General features: G+C 62.7%; 23 protein-coding genes. 11 read left to right on the forward strand and 12 right to left on the reverse strand.

Annotated elements, in window-relative coordinates:
- Window positions 1-154 precede the first annotated feature (154 nt).
- The 6 genes from lepB to rpoE form a co-directional block, all read right to left on the reverse strand.
- Window positions 155-1,009, reverse strand: a complete 855-nt coding sequence (lepB, locus tag C4Q26_RS06485) for a signal peptidase I (protein WP_104882899.1) — start codon at window positions 1,007-1,009, stop codon at window positions 155-157.
- Window positions 1,010-1,014: 5 nt separating this feature from the next.
- Window positions 1,015-2,814 carry a translation elongation factor 4 gene (gene lepA / locus C4Q26_RS06490; protein WP_027908115.1) on the reverse strand — a complete coding sequence of 600 codons (1,800 nt, stop codon included), beginning with the start codon at window positions 2,812-2,814 and terminating at the stop codon, window positions 1,015-1,017.
- Between the two features lie 226 nt (window positions 2,815-3,040).
- On the reverse strand, window positions 3,041-4,441 hold the full coding sequence (locus tag C4Q26_RS06495) for a DegQ family serine endoprotease (protein WP_371919414.1): 1,401 nt from the start codon (window positions 4,439-4,441) through the stop codon (window positions 3,041-3,043).
- A 211-nt stretch (window positions 4,442-4,652) separates the two neighbouring features.
- The gene (locus C4Q26_RS06500; protein WP_104882900.1) at window positions 4,653-5,603 is read right to left on the reverse strand and encodes a MucB/RseB C-terminal domain-containing protein; all 951 of its coding nucleotides are present in this window, start codon (window positions 5,601-5,603) and stop codon (window positions 4,653-4,655) included.
- A 12-nt stretch (window positions 5,604-5,615) separates the two neighbouring features.
- The gene (locus C4Q26_RS06505) at window positions 5,616-6,206 is read right to left on the reverse strand and encodes a sigma-E factor negative regulatory protein (protein WP_023378965.1); all 591 of its coding nucleotides are present in this window, start codon (window positions 6,204-6,206) and stop codon (window positions 5,616-5,618) included.
- 31 nt (window positions 6,207-6,237) lie between these two features.
- The gene (gene rpoE, locus C4Q26_RS06510) at window positions 6,238-6,819 is read right to left on the reverse strand and encodes an RNA polymerase sigma factor RpoE (protein ID WP_003252049.1); all 582 of its coding nucleotides are present in this window, start codon (window positions 6,817-6,819) and stop codon (window positions 6,238-6,240) included.
- A 435-nt stretch (window positions 6,820-7,254) separates the two neighbouring features.
- On the opposite strand from rpoE, the gene nadB reads away from it, so the two are divergent.
- Window positions 7,255-8,877, forward strand: coding sequence for an L-aspartate oxidase (gene nadB, locus C4Q26_RS06515; protein WP_104882901.1), 1,623 nt, complete (start codon window positions 7,255-7,257; stop codon window positions 8,875-8,877).
- An 83-nt stretch (window positions 8,878-8,960) separates the two neighbouring features.
- On the opposite strand, the gene C4Q26_RS06520 is transcribed toward nadB, so the two are convergent.
- Window positions 8,961-9,419: a protein YgfX gene (locus C4Q26_RS06520; RefSeq protein ID WP_023378962.1), complete on the reverse strand. Its 459-nt coding sequence runs from the start codon at window positions 9,417-9,419 to the stop codon at window positions 8,961-8,963.
- Window positions 9,403-9,657, reverse strand: a complete 255-nt coding sequence (locus C4Q26_RS06525) for a succinate dehydrogenase assembly factor 2 (protein WP_008094993.1) — start codon at window positions 9,655-9,657, stop codon at window positions 9,403-9,405. Before C4Q26_RS06525 ends, C4Q26_RS06520 begins: the two co-directional genes overlap by 17 nt.
- A gap of 133 nt (window positions 9,658-9,790) precedes the next feature.
- Between C4Q26_RS06525 and C4Q26_RS06530 the strand changes: the two genes are divergently transcribed.
- Both C4Q26_RS06530 and C4Q26_RS06535 read left to right on the forward strand, forming a co-directional pair.
- Complete coding sequence (locus C4Q26_RS06530; RefSeq protein ID WP_027908114.1) at window positions 9,791-10,732, forward strand: folate-binding protein YgfZ; 942 nt, start codon at window positions 9,791-9,793, stop codon at window positions 10,730-10,732.
- A gap of 55 nt (window positions 10,733-10,787) precedes the next feature.
- Window positions 10,788-11,594, forward strand: a complete 807-nt coding sequence (locus tag C4Q26_RS06535) for an HDOD domain-containing protein (RefSeq protein ID WP_023378959.1) — start codon at window positions 10,788-10,790, stop codon at window positions 11,592-11,594.
- A gap of 153 nt (window positions 11,595-11,747) precedes the next feature.
- On the opposite strand, the gene C4Q26_RS06540 is transcribed toward C4Q26_RS06535, so the two are convergent.
- Window positions 11,748-13,127 carry a sensor histidine kinase gene (locus tag C4Q26_RS06540; protein ID WP_023378958.1) on the reverse strand — a complete coding sequence of 460 codons (1,380 nt, stop codon included), beginning with the start codon at window positions 13,125-13,127 and terminating at the stop codon, window positions 11,748-11,750.
- The gene (locus C4Q26_RS06545; RefSeq protein ID WP_104882902.1) at window positions 13,120-13,791 is read right to left on the reverse strand and encodes a response regulator; all 672 of its coding nucleotides are present in this window, start codon (window positions 13,789-13,791) and stop codon (window positions 13,120-13,122) included. Before C4Q26_RS06545 ends, C4Q26_RS06540 begins: the two co-directional genes overlap by 8 nt.
- 200 nt (window positions 13,792-13,991) lie before the next feature.
- Here C4Q26_RS06545 and C4Q26_RS06550 point away from each other — a divergent pair, with 200 nt between their 5' ends.
- From C4Q26_RS06550 to C4Q26_RS06570, 5 genes are all read left to right on the forward strand, one after another.
- A complete protein-coding gene (locus C4Q26_RS06550) occupies window positions 13,992-15,281 on the forward strand; it encodes an OprD family porin (protein ID WP_023378954.1) in 1,290 nt (429 codons plus the stop codon).
- 31 nt (window positions 15,282-15,312) lie between these two features.
- Window positions 15,313-16,293, forward strand: a complete 981-nt coding sequence (locus C4Q26_RS06555) for a tripartite tricarboxylate transporter substrate binding protein (RefSeq protein ID WP_023378953.1) — start codon at window positions 15,313-15,315, stop codon at window positions 16,291-16,293.
- Window positions 16,294-16,373: 80 nt separating this feature from the next.
- Window positions 16,374-16,832 carry a tripartite tricarboxylate transporter TctB family protein gene (locus C4Q26_RS06560; RefSeq protein WP_023378952.1) on the forward strand — a complete coding sequence of 153 codons (459 nt, stop codon included), beginning with the start codon at window positions 16,374-16,376 and terminating at the stop codon, window positions 16,830-16,832.
- Window positions 16,833-16,835: 3 nt separating this feature from the next.
- Window positions 16,836-18,350: a tripartite tricarboxylate transporter permease gene (locus C4Q26_RS06565; protein WP_023378951.1), complete on the forward strand. Its 1,515-nt coding sequence runs from the start codon at window positions 16,836-16,838 to the stop codon at window positions 18,348-18,350.
- Window positions 18,343-19,365 carry an AbrB family transcriptional regulator gene (locus C4Q26_RS06570; RefSeq protein ID WP_023378950.1) on the forward strand — a complete coding sequence of 341 codons (1,023 nt, stop codon included), beginning with the start codon at window positions 18,343-18,345 and terminating at the stop codon, window positions 19,363-19,365. The genes C4Q26_RS06565 and C4Q26_RS06570 overlap by 8 nt, the downstream gene beginning before the upstream one ends.
- Window positions 19,366-19,444: 79 nt before the next feature.
- On the opposite strand, the gene ung is transcribed toward C4Q26_RS06570, so the two are convergent.
- A complete protein-coding gene (gene ung / locus C4Q26_RS06575) occupies window positions 19,445-20,137 on the reverse strand; it encodes a uracil-DNA glycosylase (RefSeq protein ID WP_023378949.1) in 693 nt (230 codons plus the stop codon).
- A gap of 126 nt (window positions 20,138-20,263) precedes the next feature.
- Here ung and C4Q26_RS06580 point away from each other — a divergent pair, with 126 nt between their 5' ends.
- The gene (locus C4Q26_RS06580) at window positions 20,264-21,370 is read left to right on the forward strand and encodes an enoyl-CoA hydratase/isomerase family protein (RefSeq protein WP_023378948.1); all 1,107 of its coding nucleotides are present in this window, start codon (window positions 20,264-20,266) and stop codon (window positions 21,368-21,370) included.
- 54 nt (window positions 21,371-21,424) lie between these two features.
- Here C4Q26_RS06580 and C4Q26_RS06585 read toward each other — a convergent pair whose 3' ends face one another.
- Entirely contained in the window at window positions 21,425-21,865 is a 441-nt protein-coding gene (locus C4Q26_RS06585) for a hypothetical protein (RefSeq protein WP_023378947.1), read from the reverse strand.
- 211 nt (window positions 21,866-22,076) lie between these two features.
- Here C4Q26_RS06585 and C4Q26_RS06590 point away from each other — a divergent pair, with 211 nt between their 5' ends.
- Window positions 22,077-23,567 carry a sensor domain-containing diguanylate cyclase gene (locus tag C4Q26_RS06590; RefSeq protein WP_023378946.1) on the forward strand — a complete coding sequence of 497 codons (1,491 nt, stop codon included), beginning with the start codon at window positions 22,077-22,079 and terminating at the stop codon, window positions 23,565-23,567.
- Window positions 23,560-23,781, forward strand: a complete 222-nt coding sequence (locus tag C4Q26_RS06595; protein WP_023378945.1) for a cysteine-rich CWC family protein — start codon at window positions 23,560-23,562, stop codon at window positions 23,779-23,781. Before C4Q26_RS06590 ends, C4Q26_RS06595 begins: the two co-directional genes overlap by 8 nt.
- Window positions 23,782-23,792 lie beyond the last annotated feature (11 nt).

Below are 23,792 nucleotides of genomic sequence, written 5' to 3' on the forward strand. Positions count from 1 at the left end.
CCCGCTCGTTGTTAAACGCGTTGTTCAAATCAACATCCTGAAAGACTGTTTGGCTGTGGTCCGTCGCCATGAACGGCGAATCTCTCCATCCCTGAGAACACAGCCTATGTCAGAAATGCATTCGGCGCTGTCTGCTGGACAGCGCCGATGGGTATCAATGGATCAAGCCGACCCGCGAAAGGTTGGGCAAGTGGCTCAGCTTGGGCTCCGGCCAGCTCATCCAGACCGCGAAGGCCTTGCCGACGATGTTCCGGTCCGGAACCATGCCGTGCAGTTCCTTCGGAATGTTCGGATCGTCCCAGTAACGGCTGTCATTAGAATTGTCGCGGTTGTCGCCCATCATGAAGTAATGGCCAGCCGGTACGGTCCATTGCTGGTCCGGCGGCATGCGATAACGGCTCATCTCCTTGCGGATCAGGTGTTCGGCCTCGCCCAGCTTCTCCTTGTACAGTTGCGCACTGCCCAAGGTGCCTGGCTCGGTGCCGACCAACTGTTCGGCAACCAGCTGGCCGTTGACGAACAGCCGCTTGTCGTTGGTGTAGCGGATCTGATCGCCCGGCAGGCCAACCACTCGCTTGATGTAGTTGACGTTCGGGTCGCTTGGATAGCGGAACACCATGACATCACCACGCTGCGGGTCACCTACCTCGATCACTTTCTTGTCGATCACCGGCAGGCGGATGCCGTAGGAGAACTTGTTCACCAGGATGAAATCACCCACTTCCAGCGTGGGTTTCATCGACCCCGAAGGAATCTGGAACGGCTCGACCAGGAACGAGCGCAGCACCAGCACGATGAACAGCACCGGGAAAAACGACTTGCCGTACTCGACCAGCAACGGCTCCTTGTTCAGTCGTTCGACCACGGCCATTTCAGGCTGGCTGACACTGCCCTGGTAGTTGGCGACCGCTGCCCGCCGGCGCGGGGCCAGGAACAGCAGGTCGATCAAGCCCAAGAGGCCGCAGACGACAACGGCAATCACTAGCAACAGCGGGAAATTTAGCGACATAGGACCTAGCTATCCAACCTGAGCACGGCGAGGAAGGCTTCCTGTGGAATCTCCACGTTACCGACCTGTTTCATGCGTTTCTTACCAGCCTTCTGCTTCTCCAGCAGCTTTTTCTTACGGCTGACGTCACCACCGTAGCACTTGGCCAGTACGTTCTTTCTGAGTGCCTTGACGGTAGTACGCGCGATGATCTGGCCACCAATGGCTGCCTGGATCGCCACGTCGAACATCTGCCGAGGAATCAGCTCCTTCATTTTCTCGGTCAACGCACGGCCTTTGTAGGCCGCATTGTCACGGTGCACGATCAGTGCCAGGGCATCGACCTTGTCACCGTTGATCAGCACGTCCAGTTTGACCAGGTTGGCCGACTGGTAGCGGTCGAAATGATAGTCCAGCGACGCGTAGCCACGGCTGGTCGACTTCAGGCGGTCGAAGAAGTCCAGCACCACTTCGTTCATCGGCAAGTCGTAACGCACCTGGACTTGACTGCCGAGGAACTGCATGTCGCGCTGGACACCGCGTTTTTCGATGCACAGGGTAATGACGTTACCCAAGTGCTCTTGCGGAACCAGGATGGTCGCGGTGACGATCGGCTCGCGGAAATCAGCCACGGCCGAGACGTCTGGCAGCTTCGACGGGTTGTCGACGGTGATGGTCTCACCGGTCTTGAGTTCGAGCTCGTAGATTACGCTTGGCGCCGTGGTGATCAGGTCCAGGTCGTATTCACGCTCCAGGCGCTCCTGGATGATCTCCATGTGCAGCATGCCGAGGAAGCCGCAACGGAAGCCGAAGCCCAGTGCGTCGGAGCTTTCTGGCATGTACTGCAGCGAAGAGTCGTTGAGCGTGAGCTTTTGCAGCGCGTCGCGGAAGTCTTCGAAGTCATCGGAACTGACCGGGAACAGACCGGCGTAAACCTGTGGCTGGATCTTCTTGAAGCCTGGCAGCACTTCGACCTCGGGGGTCGTGGACAGGGTCAGGGTGTCACCGACCGGTGCCCCGTGAATGTCCTTGATGCTGGCGATGATGAAGCCCACTTCACCGGCCTTGAGATCAGCGGTCTGGGTGTGTTTTGGGGTGAATACGCCCACGCTGTCGACCAGGTGCACCTTGCCGGTGGACTTGACCAGGATCTTGTCGCCTTTCTTGACACGGCCATGGCGCACACGCACCAGGGAAACCACGCCCAGGTAGTTGTCGAACCAGGAGTCGATGATCAGCGCCTGCAGCGGCGCGTCGATATCGCCCTCCGGCGCGGGAATGGTCTGGACCAGGCGTTCGAGCACCTCGTCGACGCCCATGCCGCTCTTGGCACTGCAAGCCACGGCGTCGGTGGCGTCGATGCCGATGATCTTCTCGATCTCGTCCTTGACGCGGTCAGGGTCGGCCTGGGGCAGGTCCATCTTGTTCAGCACCGGCATGACCTCGAGGCCCTGCTCGATGGCGGTGTAGCAGTTGGCCACGGACTGGGCCTCGACGCCCTGGCCGGCATCCACCACCAGCAGCGCACCTTCGCACGCGGCCAGCGAACGGGAGACTTCATAGGTGAAGTCGACGTGACCGGGGGTGTCGATGAAATTGAGCTGGTAGACCTTACCGTCCTGCGCCTTGTAGTTGAGCGTGACGCTGTGGGCCTTGATGGTGATCCCGCGTTCGCGCTCGAGGTCCATCGAATCGAGGACCTGGGCTTCCATTTCGCGTGCCGACAGGCCACCGCACATCTGGATGAAACGGTCTGCCAGCGTCGACTTGCCATGGTCGATGTGGGCGATGATGGAGAAATTGCGGATATGACTCAAATCACTCACGGGTCAACACTCGAAAAGGCTGCGAGCCGGACGCCCGCCGAAAAATAGCCGGGAATTGTACCTCAAGCCGCAGGGATATGGGAGATTCCTGATCGGCTGACATTGTTGCGCAAAAATGCAAATAGCCTGGGTGGCCTACCCCGGCCCTGTCGCCGGCCGGCACAGACGAGGATGAAATCTCATGAAAAAGGGCAGCCTGAGCTGCCCTTTCCACGTCGAACCCGGCTTATTCAGCCAGCTTGAAGGTAATGAAGCTCGCGCGCCCCTGACGCAGCACGCGCATGGAGACCGAACGATTCTTCGGCAGGTCCTTGGCAATTTCAGTGAATTGCTTGGCCGAGCTGATCGCCTGGTTGTTCAGGTGGCTGATGACGTCACCTGGACGCAGACCGATCAAGGCAGCCGGGCCATCCTGGATTTCCTTGATGACCACGCCGCCCTTGAGCTCCAGGGTTTTCTTCTGCTCGTCGGTCAGGTCCGCCACGGAGACACCCAGGCGGTTGCTGCTGCGCTCTGCGCCGCCCTGGGCACTGGCTTCGATATCGGCATCGTCATCGGGCATCGCGCCGATGGTGATGTCCAGGTTCTGGCGCTTGCCATTGCGAATGATCTCCAGCTTGGCCTTCTCGCCGTCTTTCAGGCCACCCACCAGGTGCGGCAGATCGGCCGACATGATGATCGGCTGACCGTTCATGCTCAGGATCACATCGCCCACCTGCAGGCCACCCTTGGCTGCAGGACCGCCTTCCAGTACCTGGGCCACCAGGGCGCCGGCGGGCTTGTCGAGGCCGAAGGATTCAGCCAGGTCCTTGTTGACCTCTTGGATCACCACACCCAGCCAGCCGCGGCTGACCTTGCCGTCTTTCTTCAGCTGGTTGGAAACATCCAGCGCGACGTCGATCGGGATGGCGAAGGACAAGCCCATGAAGCCGCCGGATCGGGTAAAGATCTGCGAGTTGATACCCACGACTTCACCTTTCATGTTGAACAGCGGGCCACCCGAGTTGCCCGGGTTGATGGCCACGTCGGTCTGGATGAACGGCACGTAGGTGTCGTTAGGCAGGGTACGCCCCTTGGCGCTGACGATACCTTTGGTCACCGAGTGATCGAAGCCGAACGGCGAGCCGATGGCCAGGACCCACTCACCGACTTTCAGTTTTTCCGAATCGCCCAGCTTCACGGTCGGCAGGTTCTTGCCTTCGACCTTCAGCAGCGCCACGTCGGTACGCGGGTCGGTGCCGATCAACTTGGCCTGCAGCTCGCTGCGGTCCGACAGGCGGACGATGATCTCGTCCGCATCGGCGACCACGTGATTGTTGGTGAGCACGTAGCCATCGCTGGAGATGATGAAGCCCGAGCCCAGCGACATGGCCTCTCGCTGGCGGTCGCCACGGGGCGCGCGCGGTTGTTGCGGCATGTTGCGCTCGAAGAACTCGCGGAACATCGGCGGCAGGCCTTCGAGATCGGGCATCTGCCCGGCAGCCACGCGGCGGTCCGGCAGTTTCTGCTTGGTACTGATGTTGACCACGGCCGGCGAGGCCTGCTCGACCAGGGTCGTGAAGTCCGGCAGGGCTTCCTCGGCCTGGGCGGTGAGCACCTGACCGAGCATGAGCACGGCGGCGAACATCGTTAGGTAGGATTTCAAGCGTGGTATTGACATACGGCTCCCGTCACAACGAGCGTAAGTTAGTTAGACCATCTGCAGAAGCAGCAAAGGCCAGGCTCCAAGAAGCCTGACCTATAGAAAATTTACCGATGGATTGCAAATGACAATGCTTTAATTTCATTTCAGCCGCGGACTCCCGGAGCCTGCGCAAGGCCCGTCGTCACTGGCACGCCTAGCTGTCCTGGGGGCGCATCGACAGTGCGATACGCTCGGCGGTACCCAGCGGAATTTCGCCAACCACCGTGACCATGACCTTGCCTTTGGGCGTATTCAGACGGCGTGATACCGCCACGGTAGGCCCGAGCTGGGCACGGGTGTCAGGGCCGGCATCGTCGGTCACCGGTTCGAGGAATACGGAGAAACGCGCCAAGCCGTCGTCATACATCAGGCTGCTGACCGCACTGTTGCGCTCAGGGTCGCGACGGACCGAGCTGTTGATCAATTCGAAGCCCGCCGGCAGCCAGTCCGAACGCCACCCGGCAACGGCTTCGCCATCGGTACTGGCGACCCGCTCGACCGGCTTGCAGGCAGCACTGGGACGCAGGTCGTCGTCGCTCGGCAGGTGGGTTTCAAGACGTGTCATCTGGAAACGCTCGAGCAGTTGCCCCTTGTCGTTGATCATCAACGAACGAAGCGGAAGGCCGGTCTGGCGATCGAGATGAAGCTCGAAGGCGTAACGATGCTGGTCGCGTGGCGTGAGGGTCACGATCACGGCATCGCGCCCGGCGACCCGCGACGTGCCCGCCAAGCCCAGGTTGTACCAGCTCATCAGCTTCAAAGGATCAAGCACACGCGGTGTTGAGTCGGGCGGCGTACCGACGCCACTGACCAGGGAACCACTGACGCACTGCACCTTGCCATCCACGCGCACGACTTCCTGGGCGGCGCCATCGAGCTGCAGCAGCCGCTCGCTGACCTTGCCGTCCTGGACCCGATGCCAGATGTCGTGGGAAGAAAAGCTGCCGTTACGTTCGTAGACGAAGGAGCCCTGGTAACTCTGTTTCTGCTCGGCCTGGGCCAGCTTGCTCAACCACTCGCTCGCCTGAGGCGAAGAGTTGGCCGCCAATGCTGGCACCGTCACGCAGCTGCTTATCAGCAGCGACAGGAGAGGTAGCGCGCGCATGATCCTCCTTACTTAGCGGTTTTCCAGGCTGGCGGCCCGTGCGTAGGGCAAAGCGGTCTCAGTGCCCTTGAGCGCAGATTCCTGGGCATGCTGGCGCAGGTAACCTGGCAGACGCTGATCCCAGCCGGCCTGGTTCTGCAGCACACCGTTGGCCATCGGCCCGGTCGGTTGCTCACTGCTTTCACTATAGCCTGCCAAAACGGCCGGACCCTGGCTTTGTGGCATGGCCAGCCCCTGCTGCGCAGGTTGTTGGGCCGCAAGCTCGGCACCGGTGATCTCGTCCTGGTTGTACAGGCGCACCCCAGCCAGCACCGCCAAGGTCACCGAAGCGGCAACCGCCAGGCGACCGATGCTGCGCCAAGGGCCTTGCTTGACCTTGGCCGGCACGGCCTCGTCAGCCAGTGCGGCGGACACCGCCGAGGCGATATCAAGCTTGGGCAGCAGCAGTTCTTTGTGCATGGCTGCGCGAGCGACCTGGTAACGCGACCAGGTGGCACGGGTTTCAGCATCGTCAACGGCATTCAATACCCGACGCAGTTCCAGTTCGTCCGCTTCGTTGTCCATTACCGCGGACAGCGATTCCTGCAAAGCTTCACGACTCATGGCGGTTCCTCTCTTGGCTGTCGCCGCTGTCTCAGGTTTCCTGCAACAACGGCTGCAGGGCTTTGTCTATGGCCTCCCGAGCGCGGAAGATCCGAGAGCGCACGGTACCCACCGGACACTGCATGACGCTGGCAATGTCCTCGTAACTCAACCCGTCGAACTCGCGCAGGGTCAGTGCCGTACGCAGGTCTTCGGGCAGTTGCTGGATGGTACGATGGACAGTGCCTTCGATTTCATCCCGCAACAACGAGCGCTCTGGAGACTCGAGATCCTTGAGGCCATGATCGCCGTCGTAAAACTCCGCATCCTCGGAGCTCACATCACTGTCTGGCGGCCGTCTTCCACGGGACACCAGGTAGTTCTTCGCCGTGTTGATGGCGATGCGGTACAGCCAGGTATAAAACGCACTGTCACCGCGAAAATTACCAAGCGCTCGGTAAGCCTTGATAAAGGCCTCCTGCGCCACATCCTGGGCTTCGTGGGTGTCATGGACAAACCGCACGATCAACCCGAGAATCTTGTGCTGATACTTCAGCACCAACAGATCGAACGCTCGCCTGTCTCCACGCTGCACGCGCTCGACAAGCTGCTGATCCTCTTCCTGGGTTAGCATGAACACTCCTCAGTGAACTCGAAGGAGCGTTGCAACAACCTTCGTTCAGGCTTGCAACCATAGACTCGGGCTTTACGCAAAAGTTCTCCCCTCCAAGCAAGTTTCCTGCGGCCCTTGGTCGGCTCGCACGAAAGACGCAGCGCGGTCACGGCCGGCTGCGACGATAATCGGGTTTCGAATACGCAGAGGTCAGCCCGGATAGAGCCACCGCCCTGCGTCGCCGCGACATATTATGGCGTGCGGGCAGCCTTCATAGGATTTCCTGCCGTGTCGGAAAGTTCCCACAAAAGCTGAACGCACCGCACAAGTGGCATGGAAATTGGCCACCGGGGGCTGCTATAAAGGCAGCCCGGCTGCGTTTCACGATAGTTTCACAATGCCATCTGTGCCTGACTATTGTGCCGCGCCCCTTCCAAAGATTACTAGTGTCCCGACATGAGCCAACAATTCCAACATGATGTCCTGGTGATCGGCAGCGGTGCCGCCGGTCTCAGCTTGGCGCTCAACCTCCCTGGCCACCTGCGCATCGCGGTACTGAGCAAGGGCGACCTGGCCAACGGCTCGACCTTCTGGGCCCAGGGGGGCGTCGCGGCGGTGCTTGACGATACCGATACCGTGCAGTCCCATGTCGAGGATACCCTCAATGCCGGCGGTGGCCTGTGCAATGAAGAAGCCGTGCGCTTCACCGTCGAACACAGCCGCGAAGCCATCCAATGGCTGATCGAACAGGGCGTGCCGTTCACCCGCGACGAACACTACAGTGTCGACGACGGTGGCTTCGAGTTTCACCTGACCCGCGAAGGCGGCCACAGCCATCGGCGTATCATCCACGCCGCGGACGCCACCGGTGCGGCCATTTTCACGACGCTGCTGGGCCAGGCCCGTCAGCGCCCGAACATCGAGTTGCTGGAACAGCGCGTGGCAGTCGACCTGATCACCGAACGCCGCCTCGGGCTGCCGGGAGATCGTTGTCTGGGCGCCTACGTGCTGAACCGCAATACCGGCGAAGTCGACACCTTCGGTGCGCGTTTCACGGTGCTGGCCACCGGCGGAGCGGCGAAGGTCTACCTCTACACCAGCAATCCCGACGGGGCGTGCGGCGATGGCATTGCCATGGCCTGGCGCGCCGGCTGCCGGGTAGCGAACCTGGAGTTCAACCAGTTCCACCCCACGTGCCTGTACCACCCGCAGGCCAAGAGCTTCCTGATTACCGAAGCCCTGCGCGGTGAGGGTGCGCTGTTGCGCCTGCCCAATGGCGAGCGCTTCATGCCACGCTTCGACCCCCGCGAAGAACTGGCTCCACGGGACATCGTGGCCCGCGCTATCGACCATGAAATGAAGCGCCTGGGCGTGGACTGCGTGTACCTGGACATCACCCACAAGCCTGCCGACTTCATCAAGAGCCATTTCCCCACCGTCTACGAACGCTGCCTGACCTTCGGCATCGACATCACGCGCCAGCCGATTCCGGTGGTGCCGGCGGCGCACTACACGTGCGGCGGAGTGATGGTCGACGACCGCGGCCACACCGATGTGCCGGGTCTTTACGCCATCGGCGAGACCAGCTTCACCGGCCTGCACGGCGCCAACCGCATGGCCAGCAACTCACTGCTCGAATGCTTCGTGTACGGCCGTTCGGCCGCTGCCGACATCCAGGCGCACCTCGATGAAGTGGCAATGCCCAAGGCCCTGCCCTGCTGGGATGCCAGCCAGGTCACCGACTCGGACGAGGACGTCATCATTGCGCACAACTGGGACGAGCTACGGCGTTTCATGTGGGACTACGTCGGCATCGTACGAACCAGCAAGCGTCTGCAGCGCGCCCAGCACCGGGTGCGCATGCTGCTGGACGAAATCGACGAGTTCTACAGCAACTACAAGGTCAGCCGCGACCTGATCGAATTGCGCAACCTGGCCCAGGTCGCGGAGCTGATGATTCGCTCAGCGATGCAGCGCAAGGAGAGTCGTGGGCTGCATTACACCCTGGATTATCCGGGAATGCTGGCTGAGGCGAAGGATACGATCCTGAGCCCGGCCTGTGACTCGGCCTCATCCTGATCGCCGGCAAGCCGGCTCCTGCACACCCAGCGCCATCCTTGCAGGAGCCGGCTCGCAGGCGGTAGCGACGACGCGTCATCTGCCTACCGCGCCGACACCTCACCCCACCGGCGACGGCTGAACTTCAGCCGAACCCGCAGACGCCGATGCTGATCAGCACCCACGGCATCCCATAGCACGCATTGGCCTTCGCCCAGCCAGCCGCCTTCGCGTACGAATCTCAACACCACCACGCCAGGCAATGCCACGCTATCGCGGCACAGCCGCACCGGCTGCCAACCGCGCGCACGGCTGAACACTCGCCAGCCAAGTGCATCACGGCGCACGCCGACAACGGCGTGATCATGGGTCAACAGGATACGTCGGGGAATTACCCAGCCAGCATGAGCAAGGCAGGCGACAACGGCCAGGACGGAAAACCACCAGGGCAGCGCGATGACCCATAAGACGAACCACGCCAACACCTGACAGAACAGGTAGGCCGTCAGCAGCAGCGGCGAGCCCTGCCAACGGCACTCGAAGGACTCACTTGGGCTGGACACGATCCAGAATGATGCGGACCATGCGCTGCAGCTCAGGATCCTCGGACTCGGTACGCTCCATGAACCAGCCGAACATGTCCTGGTCTTCGCAGCTGAGCAGGCGAACATAGAGCTCGCGATCGGCTTCGCTCAGGGTCGGATAGACCTCCTGGGTGAATGGCACCAGCAGTACGTCCAGTTCCAGCATGCCGCGGCGACTGTGCCAGAAAAGCCGGTTGAGTTCAGTTTGTTCGACCATGGGGCCCTCCTCGAATGGCCGGCCAGTATACAGCGCCCGCAACGATGCGGCACCGGGCGTTGGTCTAGTCACCTACCTATTTTGTTACCGGCGTTCTATGATGGCCGCCAGTCTTTAGCCACCTCGATGACCCATGGCCGATTCCGCTTTCTTCAGTCCCCTGTCCCACGAAGGCATCCTCGCCGTCCGCGGCTCCGATGCCGGCAAGTTCCTGCAGGGTCAACTGACCTGCAACATCAACTACCTGAGCCTCGAGTACGCCAGTCTGGGTGCCCGCTGCATGGTCAAGGGGCGCATGCAGTCGAGCTTCCGTATCCTTCCCGAAGGCAACGGTTACCTGCTGGCCATGGCCAGCGAACTTCTCGAAGCGCAGATGGCCGACCTGAAAAAGTACGCTGTGTTCTCCAAGGCGACGCTGACCGACGAAAGCGCCGCATGGGCGCGCTTCGGCCTGCAAGGCGGCAACGCAGCGCTGGCAGCGCTGGGCTTGACAGCGCCAACCTCGATCGGCGCCACAGTCCGTCACCAGGGCCTGATCGCCCTCTGCGTCAGCGCAGATCGCATCGAACTCTGGGTGCCTGGTGAACAAGCTGACGCCGTGCGCGAGGTCCTGGCTGCCAGTCTGCCCGAAGGCAGCCTCAACGACTGGCTGCTGGGTCAGATCCGCGCCGGTATCGGCCAGGTGACGGGCCCGACCCGTGAATTGTTCATACCGCAGATGATCAACCTGCAGGCCGTGGATGGCGTGAGCTTCAAGAAAGGCTGCTATACCGGCCAGGAAATCGTTGCCCGCATGCAGTACCTGGGCAAGCTCAAACGTCGCCAGTACCGGCTGGCGCTCGACGAGCAGGCGGTTCCCGCACCCGGCACCGAAATCTTCTCGCCCACCCATGGCTCGTCGGTCGGTGAAGTCGTTATCGCCGCCAGCGACGGCCCGGGCTGCGAACTGCTCGCCGTGCTGAGCGCCGAGGCGGTCGAGGACGACAACCTGCACCTGGGTAGCCCGGAAGGCCCTCGCCTTACCCTGCTCGACCTGCCTTACACACTGGACCGCGACCGGGAAATCCAACGCTGACCAGCCCGCCCCGCCCTGTCGGCGGGGCCGCACCACCACTGCGGTAGAAAAGCCCATGAACAAGCTGGCCGAGATGGTTCAAGCACAACTGCTCGATGCCATCGACAATGATGACCTGGTCCTGCCGACCTTGCCCGAGGTTGCCTTGAGCATCCGCGAAGCGGCCGAGGACAGCGAGATCAGTGTTGCCGCCCTGAGCAAGGTGATCGGCCGCGATGCCGCGCTTTCGGCGCGCTTGATCAAAGTGGTCAACAGCCCGCTGCTGCGTGCAGCGGTCGAAGTCACCGACCTGCATACCGCCATCACCCGCCTGGGCATCAACTACAGCTGCAACCTGGCCATCGGCCTGGTGATCGAACAGATCTTCCATGCCCGCTCGCCTGCCGTAGAGCAGAAATTACGGGATATCTGGGCCAACAGCCTGGAAGTGGCAGGCATCAGCTATGAACTGTGCCGCCGTTACACACAATTGAAGGCTGACCAGGCCACCTTGGGCGGGCTGGTTCACCAGATCGGTGCCCTGCCGGTATTGATCTACGCCGAGGAGCACAACGAACTGTTGTCCGACCCGGTGTGCCTGCACTATGTGATCGAGGAGATCCAGCCGGCTCTGGGCGACAAGATTCTGACTTCGTGGGAGTTTCCCGAGCAACTGGTCAATCTGCCAAGCCAGGTTCAGAACCTGGAACGCGAGACCGACAAGATCGACTACATCGACATCGTGCAGATAGCCCGCGCCCTGAGCCACCGTGGTCGCAACCTGCCACTGACCGCACTGCCGGCTTACCGGCACCTGAATCTGCCCCATGGGACAGAGCTTGAGATCGGTGAGTTGCTCGAAGCCCGAAGCATGTTGCGCTGAGGTGGCGGTGCCGCCTGGGCTTTTCGCGGGCGCCCTGTGCCCACGGATGCGCTGGGTGAGCTGAACTGCCCCAACGGATTGGATTTTTGTTCAACTTCGTGGGGGCAGTCCAAACCGTGGTTTGTCCGCGAACAAGCCTGCCCAATACCCGCCTCAATCCGCGATAAAACTCACCCGCACCTTCAGCCCACCGTTCGCCCCATCATGCAGGCTGATCTGCGCCAGATGGGCGCGGCAAATCTCTCCGACAATCGCCAGCCCCAAGCCACTGCCCTGGGCACTACGCCGATAGAACCGCTCGAACACCCGTTCGCGTTCAGCCTCGGGAATTCCCGGTCCGTCATCCTCGACCTCAAGGACCGCTGGCGCCAATACCCGCAAAATGACATTACCGCCCGCCGGGGTATGGGCCAGGGCGTTGTCCACCAGATTACTCAGCAGCTCGTTGAGCAGGGTCGGCTCGCCCTTGAGCCATACCGGCGCCTCGGCTTCCAGCGCCAACGCCACTCCACGGTTGTGCGCCAGCGGCGCCATGGCCATGCCCAGCTCTCGGGCCAGCTGACTCAGGTCCAGACGCTGTGCGCCCCCTTCGGCGATCGCCCTGGCGCCATTTTCCACCCTGGCCAGCGATAGCAGCTGGTTGGCCAGATGGGTCAGGCGATCGGTGCCTTGGGCTGCGCTTTCCAGGGTCTGGCGCCACACCTCTGGCTGCGACGAGCGCAAGCCCAGTTCGACACGAGCCTTGAGCGCGGCCAACGGGGTCCGCAGTTCATGGGCCGCGTCGGCGATGAACTGCGCCTGGCGTTCGAACTGCCCGCGCAAGCGTTCGGTGAAGTGGTTCAACGCCCGCACCAGAGGGCCCAGCTCTCGCTGCACCTGCACCACCGGCAACGCGCGCAGGTCATCCGGCTGACGCTCTTCGACCGCTGTGCGCAAGCGCTCCAGCGGGCGCAGGGCGGCACTCACGGCGAACCAGACCATCACCAGGGCCCCCAAGGCCAGCATGCCCAGGCGCAGCAAAGTGTCGGCCATCAACCCGCGGGCCATACGGACCCGCGCTTCTTCGGTCTCGGCCACGCGGATCTCGGCCATACCGTTCATGTTCGGCTCGCTGACCGCCTTTAGCAGGCTGACCACACGCACGTCCTGGCCCAGGTAGGTCGCATCGTAGAAGCGGGCCAATGCCGGATAGTCGTCGGTTCGCGGCGTACCCGGTGGTGGCGGCGGCAGGTTCTCGTACCCCGAGATCAGCCGCTGCTGGATATCCAATACCTGGTAGTAGATGCGCCCGGCGCTGTCGTAGGCGAAGGTATCCAAGGCAACGTAAGGCACGTCGGCACTCAACGAACCATCACGCTGTGACAGACCTGCGGCAATGGTCCGCGCCGAAGCCAGCAGGGTGCGGTCGTAGGCGGTGTCGGCAGCTTCACGGCCGTTCCAGTAGGCGCTCAGGCCGCTGGCCAGCATCAGCACCACCAGCAGCAAGGCCAGGTTGCCCAACAGCCGGCCACGCAGGCTGCCATTGTCACGCATCGCGGTGCTCGAGCAGGTAACCAAGGCCACGGAAGGTCACGATCGCCACCGGATGGCCATCGAGCTTCTTGCGCAAGCGGTGGACGTAGATCTCGATGGCGTCTGGGCTGGCCTCCTCGTCCAGGCCGAAGACCTGGGCCGCCAACTGCTCCTTGCTCATCACGCGACCCGGGCGGGCGATCAGCGCTTCCAGCACGCCCTGCTCTCGCGAGGTCAGGGTCAGGTTGTCCTCACCCAAGGTGAAGCGCCGAGTGTCCAGGTCGTAGACCAAAGGCCCGCAACTCTGCTGACGCTCACCGCCGAGCACACTGCGGCGCAGCAACGCCTTGACCCGCGCCTCCAGTTCGGTCAGTTCGAACGGCTTGGCCAGGTAATCGTCGGCGCCCAGGTTCAATCCGTGGACCCGGTCCTTGACATCGCTGCGGGCGGTAAGCATCAGCACGGGCAAGGTCTTGCCTCGGCTTCGCAAGCGCGCCAGCACCTCGAAGCCATCCATGCGCGGCAGGCCGACATCCAGCACCGCAACGGCGTATTCCTCGCTGGCCAGGGCCAGGTCGGCGGCTACGCCATCATGCAGAACGTCCACGGTCAGGCCTTGGCTTTTCAGCGCTTGAGCCACGCTTTCGGCCAGTTGCAGGTGGTCTTCGACCAGCAGCACACGCATCGGATTCTCCCTGCTCGGGTTTGACGGTGGCGCGGAGTGTAACGCCGTCGCACGACCTGTGTAGCCCCCATTCACAAACCTTTCACGCTGAAAGGTTAGCGAAAGGTTCGTTGCCTAGCATCGCACCACGGTCGCCCCACGCGCCGAAAAAAGCACCAGCAAGGTGCAGCCGATAAGAACAATAAACGGAGTCATCCTCGATGCTGTCATCGCAGCCGCAGGCGTTCGCGCCTACCCGTTACCTGTCCGCACGTCCAAGCGCCATCGCCAGCGCTCTTGCCCTTGCCGGTGTCGCACCGATGAGCCAGGCCGCTTTCTTCGAAGACAGCACGGCCACCTTCGAAACCCGCAACATGTACTTCAATCGCGATTTTCGCGATGGCACCAGCGCGCAACAATCCAAGCGCGACGAATGGGCCCAGGGTTTCATGCTCAATTTCGAGTCCGGCTACACCGAAGGCACCGTAGGCTTCGGCCTGGATGCCTTGGGCATGCTCGGCGTCAAGCTCGACTCCAGCCCTGATCGCACCGACACCGGCCTGCTGCCCACCCACGACGATGGCAAGGCCGCCGATGAGTACTCCAAGCTCGGCCTCACCGGCAAGATCAAGGTCTCCAAGACCGAACTGAAGGTCGGTACCCTGATTCCCGAACTGCCTACCCTGCAGCCCAATGACGGGCGGATCCTGCCGCAGACCTTCGAAGGCGGGCTGCTGACTTCCAAAGAGATCAACCACCTGACCTTCACCGGCGGGCGCCTGGAAAAGGCCAAGGACCGTAACGACACCAACTGGGAAGACCTCGCCCTCAACAACAAGAACGGTCGCTTCGGCGGTACCTTCTCCGCCGACAACTTCGACCTCGCCGGACTCGACTACCAGTTCACCGACCGCATCACCGGCAGCTACCACTACGCCCAGCTGGACGACATCTACCGTCAGCACTTCCTTGGGATGGTCGCCACTCAGCCATGGGGCCCAGGCACCTTGGGCGCCGACCTGCGCCTGGCGGTGAGTGACGACCAAGGCGCAGCCAAGGCCGGCAACATCGACAACACCACCGTCAACGGCATGCTCAGCTATGCCCTGGGCGGGCACAAGGTCAGCGCGGCTTACCAGCATCTGTCCGGCGACAGCGCCTTTCCTTACGTCGACGGCGCTGACCCGTACCTGGTCAACTTCGTCCAGATCAACGACTTCGCCGGTGCCGACGAGCGCTCCTGGCAGGTGCGCTACGACTACAACTTCGCCGCGCTCGGCATTCCCGGCCTGACCTTCATGACCCGCTACATCAATGGCGACAACGTCAGCCGCGCCGATGGCAGCGAGGGCAAGGAGTGGGAGCGCAACACCGAATTCAAGTACGTGGTACAAAGCGGCCCGTTGAAGAACGTCGCCGTGCGCCTGCGCAACGCCACCTTCCGCTCCAACTTCGCGCGCGATGCCGACGAAGTGCGGCTGCTGGTGAGCTACAGCGTAGCCCTGTGGTAATCCATAACAACAACGCTCACGGAGATCGACGATGACCTTTTCAATGCGCCACCTCGTCCTGGCAACCGGCTGCCTGCTGTTGGCCGGCAACGCCCTGGCCGCCGAACCCAAACGCCCTGAATGCATCGCCCCGGCCTCGCCCGGCGGTGGTTTCGACCTGACCTGCAAGCTGGTGCAGAGTGCGCTGGTCGAGGAGAAAATCCTCAGCAAGCCCATGCGCGTGACCTACATGCCAGGTGGCGTCGGCGCAGTGGCCTACAACGCCGTGGTCGCCCAGCGCCCGGCCGACGCCGGCACCTTGGTGGCCTGGTCCAGCGGCTCGCTGCTGAACCTGGCCCAGGGCAAGTTCGGCCGCTTCGACGAGAACGCCGTGAAGTGGCTGGCGGCGGTCGGCACCAGCTATGGCGCCATCGCGGTGAAGAGCGATTCGCCCTACAAGACCCTCGATGACCTGGTCGCGGCCCTGAAGAAAGATCCAAGCAAGGTGGTGATCGGCTCTGGCGGTACCGTGGGTAGCCAGGACTGGATGCAGACCGCGTTGATCGCCAAGGCGGCCGGCATCAACCCCCGCGATCTGCGTTACGTGGCCCTGGAAGGGGGTGGCGAAATTGCCACCGCGCTGCTGGGCGGGCATATCCAGGTCGGTTCCACCGACATTTCCGACTCCATGCCGCATATCCAGAGCGGTGACATGCGCATCCTCGCGGTATTCGCCGAAAACCGCCTGGACGAGCCCGAGATGAAGAACATCCCTACCGCCAAGGAACAGGGCTACGACATCGTCTGGCCAGTGGTGCGCGGCTTCTACCTCGGCCCGAAGGTCAGCGACGAAGACTACGCCTGGTGGAAAGCCTCGTTCGACAAGATGCTGGCGTCCGAGGATTTCGCCAAGCTGCGTGACCAGCGCGAGCTGTTCCCGTTCGCCATGACCGGTGAAGAGCTGGACGTTTACGTGAAGAAGCAGGTGGCTGACTACAAGTCGCTGGCCAGGGAATTCGGCCTGATTCAGTAACTCATCAACGCTGTTTCACCCACCTGTGGGAGCGGACCTGATCCACTCCCACAGCGGCCGCGTTCTACGAGGACTCCCTGATGATCCTGCAACGCCTCTTCGCCTTGGTCCTGCTGGCGGTGTGCGCCGCCCTGGCCGTGATGGCCTGGCCTTACCAGGCTGCATTTTCCTATGAACCGGTGGGCCCGCGCGCCTACCCCTTGCTGATGCTCGGCCTGATGAGCGTCGGCCTGCTGTACCTGGCTATCCGCCCAACGCCCATCGTGCGCAAGGACGACGAACCCGAACTGGACCGCGAAACCCTCACCAAGATCGGCTTGTGCATTGGCCTGTTGCTGGTCTTCGCCAGCACCTTCGAGGCCTTGGGCTTCATCCTCAGCGCCATCCTGGTCGGCATCCCCATGGCCCGCCTGTACGGCGGCCGCTGGCTGCACAGCGCCATCGTGGTGGTGGGCATGAGCCTGTTCCTCTACTGGCTGTTCGACCGTGTGATGGATGTGCCCTTGCCCCTCGGCCTGCTCGACGTACTGGAGAACTGACACATGGATACCTTGAGCTACCTGGGCCAGGGCTTCGGCGTGGCCCTGAGCCCTTACAACCTGGTGACCGCCCTCACCGGTACCCTGATCGGCACGGTGGTCGGCCTGTTGCCGGGCCTGGGTCCGATCAACGGCGTGGCCCTGCTGATTCCCATCGCCTTCGCCCTCGGCCTGCCGCCGGAGTCGGCCCTGATTCTACTGGCCGCGGTCTACCTGGGCTGCGAGTACGGCGGCCGGATCAGTTCGATCCTGCTGAATATTCCGGGCGAAGCCTCCACCGTCATGACCACCCTCGACGGCTACCCGATGGCCCGCCAGGGCTTGGCTGGCGTGGCCCTGTCGCTGTCGGCGTGGAGTTCGTTCATCGGCGCCTTGATCGCCACCTGCGGCATGGTGCTGTTCGCGCCGTTGCTGGCGAAATGGGCAATCGCCTTCGGGCCGGCCGAGTATTTCGTGCTGATGGTGTTCGCCATCGTCGCCCTCGGCGGCATGGCCGGTGACAAACCGCTGAAGACCTTCATCGCGGCACTTATCGGCTTGTTCCTGTCGGCAGTGGGCATCGACGCCAACAGCGGTGTATACCGCTTCACCGGCGACAGCGTGCACCTGGCCGATGGCATTCAGTTCGTGGTCCTGGTGCTGGGGCTGTTCTCGATCAGCGAGATTCTCCTGCTGCTGGAGAAGACCCACCACGGCCACGCCGCGGTCAAGGCCACCGGGCGCATGCTGTTCAACTTCAAGGAAGCCGCCTCGGTGTTCGTGGTCAACATCCGCTGCGGACTGCTTGGCTTCATCATGGGCGTGCTGCCAGGTGCGGGGGCAACCCTGGCCAGCGCGGTGGCCTACATGACCGAAAAACGCATCGCGGGTAGCTCGGGCAAGTTCGGCAAGGGCGATGCCCGAGGCCTGGCAGCCCCGGAAACCGCCATCGGCGCTTCGTGCTGTGGCGCGCTGGTGCCCATGCTGACCCTCGGCGTACCGGGCTCGGGAACCACGGCGGTGATGATCGGCGCACTGACCCTGTACAACATCACACCGGGCCCGCTGCTGTTCGAGCAACAACCGGACATCGTCTGGGGTCTGATCGCCTCGCTGTTCGTCGCCAACATCATGCTGGTGATCCTGAACATCCCGATGATCCGCCTCTTCACCCGCATCCTCGCAGTACCGAACTGGGCACTGGTGCCGGTGATCGCGATCATCACCGCGATCGGCGTATACGCCGTGCACGCCACCACCTTCGACCTGTTCCTGATGGTCGGCATCGGCATCATGGGCTACATCCTGCGCAAGCTGGACTTCCCGCTTTCGCCGATCCTGCTCGGGTTCATCCTCGGCGGCCTGATGGAGCAAAACCTGCGCCGCGCGCTGTCGATCTCCAACGGTGAACTGGGCATCCTCTGGTCGAGCCCCATCAGCATGGGTGTGTGGGTACTGGTGGTGTGCATGTTGGCCCTGCCGCTGGTGCGCATCTGGCGTAAACGCAGCCTGCAGCGTCGGGCCATGGCCGATGCCTGATCGGCAGTTCCCTCTGTTCTGGGCAACCGGGCTGGTCGGGCTGGCTGGTGGCTTTCTCGCCAGCACGATCGGCTGGCCTTTGCCATGGATGGTCGGCTCGTTGCTGGCGATCATCCTGGTGCGCTGCCTGACGCCCTGGCAGCTCGCGGAAATCCCTAATGGCCGCAAGGGCGGGCAATGCATCATCGGCATCGGCATCGGCCTGCACTTCACGCCGGCGGTGGTCGAGCAGGTCAGCAGCCATTTTGCCTTGATCTTCTTCGGCGCACTGCTCACCACGCTGTCCAGCGTGATTGGGGTCTGGATGCTGCGCCGCACCGGCGAGGACCGGGCGACGGCGTTCTTCGCCAGTATGCCGGGCGGCTCCGGGGAAATGGTCAACCTCGGCGCACGCAACGGAGCCGTGCTCAGCCAGGTCGCTGCGGCGCAGAGCCTGCGGGTGCTGGCCGTGGTGCTGGTGGTGCCGGCGCTGTTCAAGTTCCTGCTGGGGGATGGCATACCGCTCAATCATACCGGCAGCGTGAGCTGGAGTTGGCTGGCCCTGATCGTGCCGCTGAGCATCTTGGCAGGCCTGGCCTGGCAGCGCTTACGTCAACCTAACCCCTGGTTGTTCGGGCCATTGTTGGTCGCGGCAACAGTCAGCCTGGCGGGCAATCTGCAAATCGCCCTGCCCAACGGCGCCAGTCAGATCGGCCAATGGCTGATCGGCAGCGGCCTGGCTTGCCACTTCAACCGTGCGTTCTTCCGCCGGGCACCGTCGTTTCTCGGACGCACATTGATTGCCACGGCGCTGTGCATGCTTATTGCCGGAAGTGCTGCGTGGGCCTTGAGCGTGATGACCGGGCTGGATTTGCGGTCATTGACGCTGGGGATGATGCCCGGTGGGATTGCCGAGATGAGCTTGACGGCCGAGACCTTGCAGCTGTCGGTGCCACTGGTGACGGCCTTGCAGGTGATGCGCCTGCTGATGGTGCTGTTCCTGGCAGAGCCGTTGTTCAGATTGTGGAAGACTTGAGCGCGCCCGGGCCTCATCGCCGGCAAGCCGGCTCCTGTGCGGAGCGCGTCGCCTCTGTAGCAGCCGGCGATGACCCTGTTCAAAGTGGCGGCAATGCCCAGTTGATCGGCACCAACCCCCGCTGCTCGAGGAAGCTGTTGGCCCGACTGAAATGCCCACACCCAAAGAAACCGCGATAGGCCGACAACGGCGACGGATGCACCGACTTGAGCACCAGATGCTTGGTACCGTCGATCAGCTTCTGCTTGCTCTGGGCATGCGCGCCCCACAGCAGGAACACCACATTGGGGCACTGCTCGCTCACCACCTGAATGATGCGGTCGGTGAAGAACTCCCAGCCTTTCTTGGCATGCGAAGCCGCGTTCGCACGCTCCACGGTCATGGTGGTGTTGAGCAGCAGCACGCCCTGCTCGGCCCAGCTTTGCAGATAGCCGTGATCAGGGATGGCGATGTTCAGGTCGCGTTGCAGTTCCTTGTAGATGTTGACCAGTGACGGTGGTGTCGGCACGCCCGGCTGCACCGAGAAACACAGACCATGGGCCTGGCCTGGGCCGTGGTAAGGATCCTGGCCGAGAATGACCACTTTGACCTGCTCCAGCGGGGTGGAGTTGAGCGCATTGAAGATCAGCGGCCCCGGTGGGTAGATTTCCTTGCCGGCCGCGTACTCCTGGCGCAGGAACTCGCGCAGCTGGTGCATGTAGGGCTGGTCGAATTCGCCACGCAATGCGGCTTTCCAGCTGGGTTCGAGTTTGATGCGATCGTCGTCAGTCATGGGGCCATCCGTAAACAATGGCGCGACACTAGGTAAGCCGCCCCCCCTTGTCAATCAGTCCGACCGGCGACCGGCATGATCGGCAAGGCAAGCCATACTTGTGCGATGACCTGTACGAGGTAGCACATGTCCATTCATTGCGAGGTACTCACCGGCGCCGACGGCGCCCGTATCGGCATTGCCACGCTGGATGCCCCCAAGGCGCTCAATGCCCTCAATCTACCGATGATCGAGGTGTTGGCTGAACACCTGCATGCCTGGGCCCACGACCCTGGCGTAGTCTGCGTATTGCTGCGCGGCAGCGGGCCCAAGGCGTTCTGCGCAGGAGGCGACGTGCGGGCGCTGGCCCAAGCCTGCCGCGAACACCCAGGCAGCGTCCCACCACTGGCAGCGACCTTCTTCGCCGCCGAGTACAGCCTCGACTACATGCTGCACACCTACCCCAAACCCCTGCTGTGCTGGGGCCACGGCCATGTGCTCGGCGGCGGCATGGGGCTGCTGCAGGGCGCCGGGGTACGTATCGTGACACCCAGCAGCCGCCTGGCGATGCCGGAAATCAGCATCGGGCTTTATCCGGATGTCGGCGCCAGCTGGTTCCTCGCCCGTCTGCCGGGCAGGTTGGGGCTGTTCCTGGGTCTGACCGGCGCACCGATCAACGCCCGCGACGCGATTGACCTGGGGTTGGCCGACCGCTTCTTGGGCGAACACCAGCAAGAGGCCTTGATCGAGGAGCTGCTGCAACTGAATTGGCAGGAACAAACCGAACTGCAACTGAACAGTCTGCTCAAGGCCGAACAGCATCGAGCCTGTGCCGAGTTACCCGAGGCGCAGTGGTTGCCGCGCCGACGAATGATCGACGAGTTGCTCGACGTGGCCGACCCCGCGAGTGCCTGGCGTGCGCTTGAGGGTCTGAAACAGCATTCGGACCCGCTGCTGGCCGAAGCAGGCCAACGCCTGCACGAAGGCTGCCCGCTGACCGCGCATCTGGTGTGGGAACAAATTCGGCGCGCGCGGCATCTTTCCTTGGCCCAGGTATTCCAGATGGAATACACCATGAGCCTCAACTGCTGCCGGCACCCAGAGTTCAGCGAAGGCGTACGTGCCCGTCTGCTGGACAAGGACAACCAGCCACACTGGCACTGGCCAGACATCGCACAGGTGCCCTTGGCGGTGGTCGAGGCACATTTCGCCAAAGTGTGGGAAGGCCGGCATCCATTGGCCGACCTGGCCTAGCACCCTGGTGTTCGGGGCTGCAGTGCAGCCCCTGCAGCAAGCGATGGAGCTGAATCACCGTTGCCAGTTGCGGTCCCCTCCGCGGCCACGGTCCGGCCGCCGGTCACGGTCACCGTGTCCGTTCGAATGCCACCGCTCGTTCTGGTAACGCTTGCTGTCATTGCGGTAGTCGTGACGATCGCGGTCACGCCCATCGTCATAGCGCTGGCGATGGCCATAGTCGAAGCGAGGGTTACCATGCCACTGGTTCACACCCGGACGGGGATGAGGCCTGTAGTACGGTGCAGGCGCTGGCCGGTAATAGCGTGGCGCTGGCTGATAGTAGTAGCGCGGTTGTGGCGTTACATAGTAGCGGTCATAACGGTAGTACCCCGGCGACACGTAGCGATCGGAGGAGTAGTAATCCGAGCGGTAATAGCCCCCACTCTCGTAGTAGGGCACGCAGGCGGACGTCATCAGGCCCAGCAGGGCGATCAGCAGAATTCGATAGGACATGGCGGCCTCCTGGACCGCAGGGGTGCCCGAACAGCGGCGCTGGCGAGCGTCGACGAGAAGCGATCGTCGACAACCAATAAGACCGTCCAGTCGGGGTGCAGTGCCATTTTCGCAACAAATTGAAACAGGTCCGAGTACCCCCAAAAAAGATGCAGTCATTTCTCGGGCATCTCACTAGAATGGGCAGCTCGGCACACATCACGGGACGATCATGCCTCCACGCTCCGCCCTGTTTTCACAGCGCTCGCTGATCCTCACCCTGCTGGTGCTGCTGGCCTGCGGCTTCCTGGCCACCTCGCTGCTCAGCTACTACTCCTCGCGTAGCGCCATCCATGACGGAATCGTCCATACCGAACTGCCGCTGACGTCCGACACGGTCTACTCGGAAATCCAGAAAGACCTCATTCGCCCTGTCCTGATCGCCTCGATGATGGCCCAGGACACCTTCCTGCGCGACTGGGTGCTGGCCGGCGAACAGGACACCCGGCGCATCACCCGTTACCTGGGCGAAGTCATGGGCAAGCAGGACACCTGCACCTCGTTCTTCGTCTCCGACCGCAGCCTCACTTACTACCAGGCCAAAGGCGTACTCAAGCAAGTCCAGCCCGGCACCTGGCGCGATGAATGGTATTTCCGCCTGCGCGAGCTCAAGGCCCCTTACGAGATCAACGTCGACCTGGACATGGCCAACCAGGACAGCCTGACGGTGTTCATCAACTATCGCGTGCTGGACTACCAGCAACGCTTCATCGGCGCGGCAGGTGTGGGGCTCAGCGTGGCGTCGGTGGTCAAGCTGATCGACAACTACCAACGGCGCTATCAGCGCTCGGTGTTCTTCACCGATGCCCAAGGCAAGATCCTGCTGACCGGCTCCGATGGCGGTCCTCATGGCTTGCGCGTCGGACAGATGCTCGGCGACAGCGGCGACTTCGCCGCGCTGCTGGCGCAAGCCGCGGTGCCTGACGAAGGCAGCCACGAATATCAGGATGGCGCTGGACACAGTCACTTCCTCAACGTGCGCAAACTGCCTGAGCTGGACTGGTACCTCCTGGTGGACAAGCGCGAGACCGGCACGCTGGACCGCGTCCGCCATGCTCTTTACCTGAATTTGGCGATCTGCGCGATGATCACCCTGGTGGTGCTGTCGTTGCTCAATGCAATGCTCCAGCGGCACCAGGCCAGCACGACCGCGTTGGCCACGCTCGACAGCCTTACCGGCCTGCCCAATCGACGCAGTTTCGACCTGCTGGCCGCCCAGGCATTGCTGGAAGCCCAGCGTGACCGGGCGCCACTGGTGGCGCTGCTGATCGACCTGGACCACTTCAAGGCGCTCAACGACACCCACGGCCACCTGGCAGGCGACGAAGTGTTGCGCCAGTTCGCCCAGGTGCTGCAAGGCAGCCTGCGCCAGTCGGATATAATCTGCCGCTGGGGCGGTGAGGAGTTCATCGTGTTGCTGCGCGAGGCCAACGGTCGCCAAGCTATCGAAGTGGCCGAGAAGATCCGCCGACGCACCGAACAATTGACGTTCACCTACGAAGACCAACCGCTACGCCTGACCACCAGTATCGGCCTGGGCAACCTTCAGCCGGGCGACACCGTCCATACCCTGCTGACCCGCGCCGACCGAGCGCTTTACCGTGCCAAGCAGGCCGGTCGCAACCGCGTCTGCACTGAAATCCCCGGATCCGACCATGAATGACAAGCAGCACTGCCCCGCCTGTGGCGCCCCCAACCAGTGCACCTTGGCCGATCCACGCAGCGCCACCCAGGCTTGCTGGTGCTTTGGCGTGGCCATCGACCCCGCCGTGCTCCAGGCCCTGCCCGCCGAGCTGCGCGACAAGGCCTGCCTGTGTCCACGCTGTGCCGGTGTTCTGGCACAACTCGAAGCAGCGCCCGACTCGCCAACGCGCTAGACTGCCCCCCG

This window comes from Pseudomonas sp. SWI44, from assembly GCF_002947915.1.
Lineage (GTDB): Bacteria > Pseudomonadota > Gammaproteobacteria > Pseudomonadales > Pseudomonadaceae > Aquipseudomonas > Aquipseudomonas taiwanensis.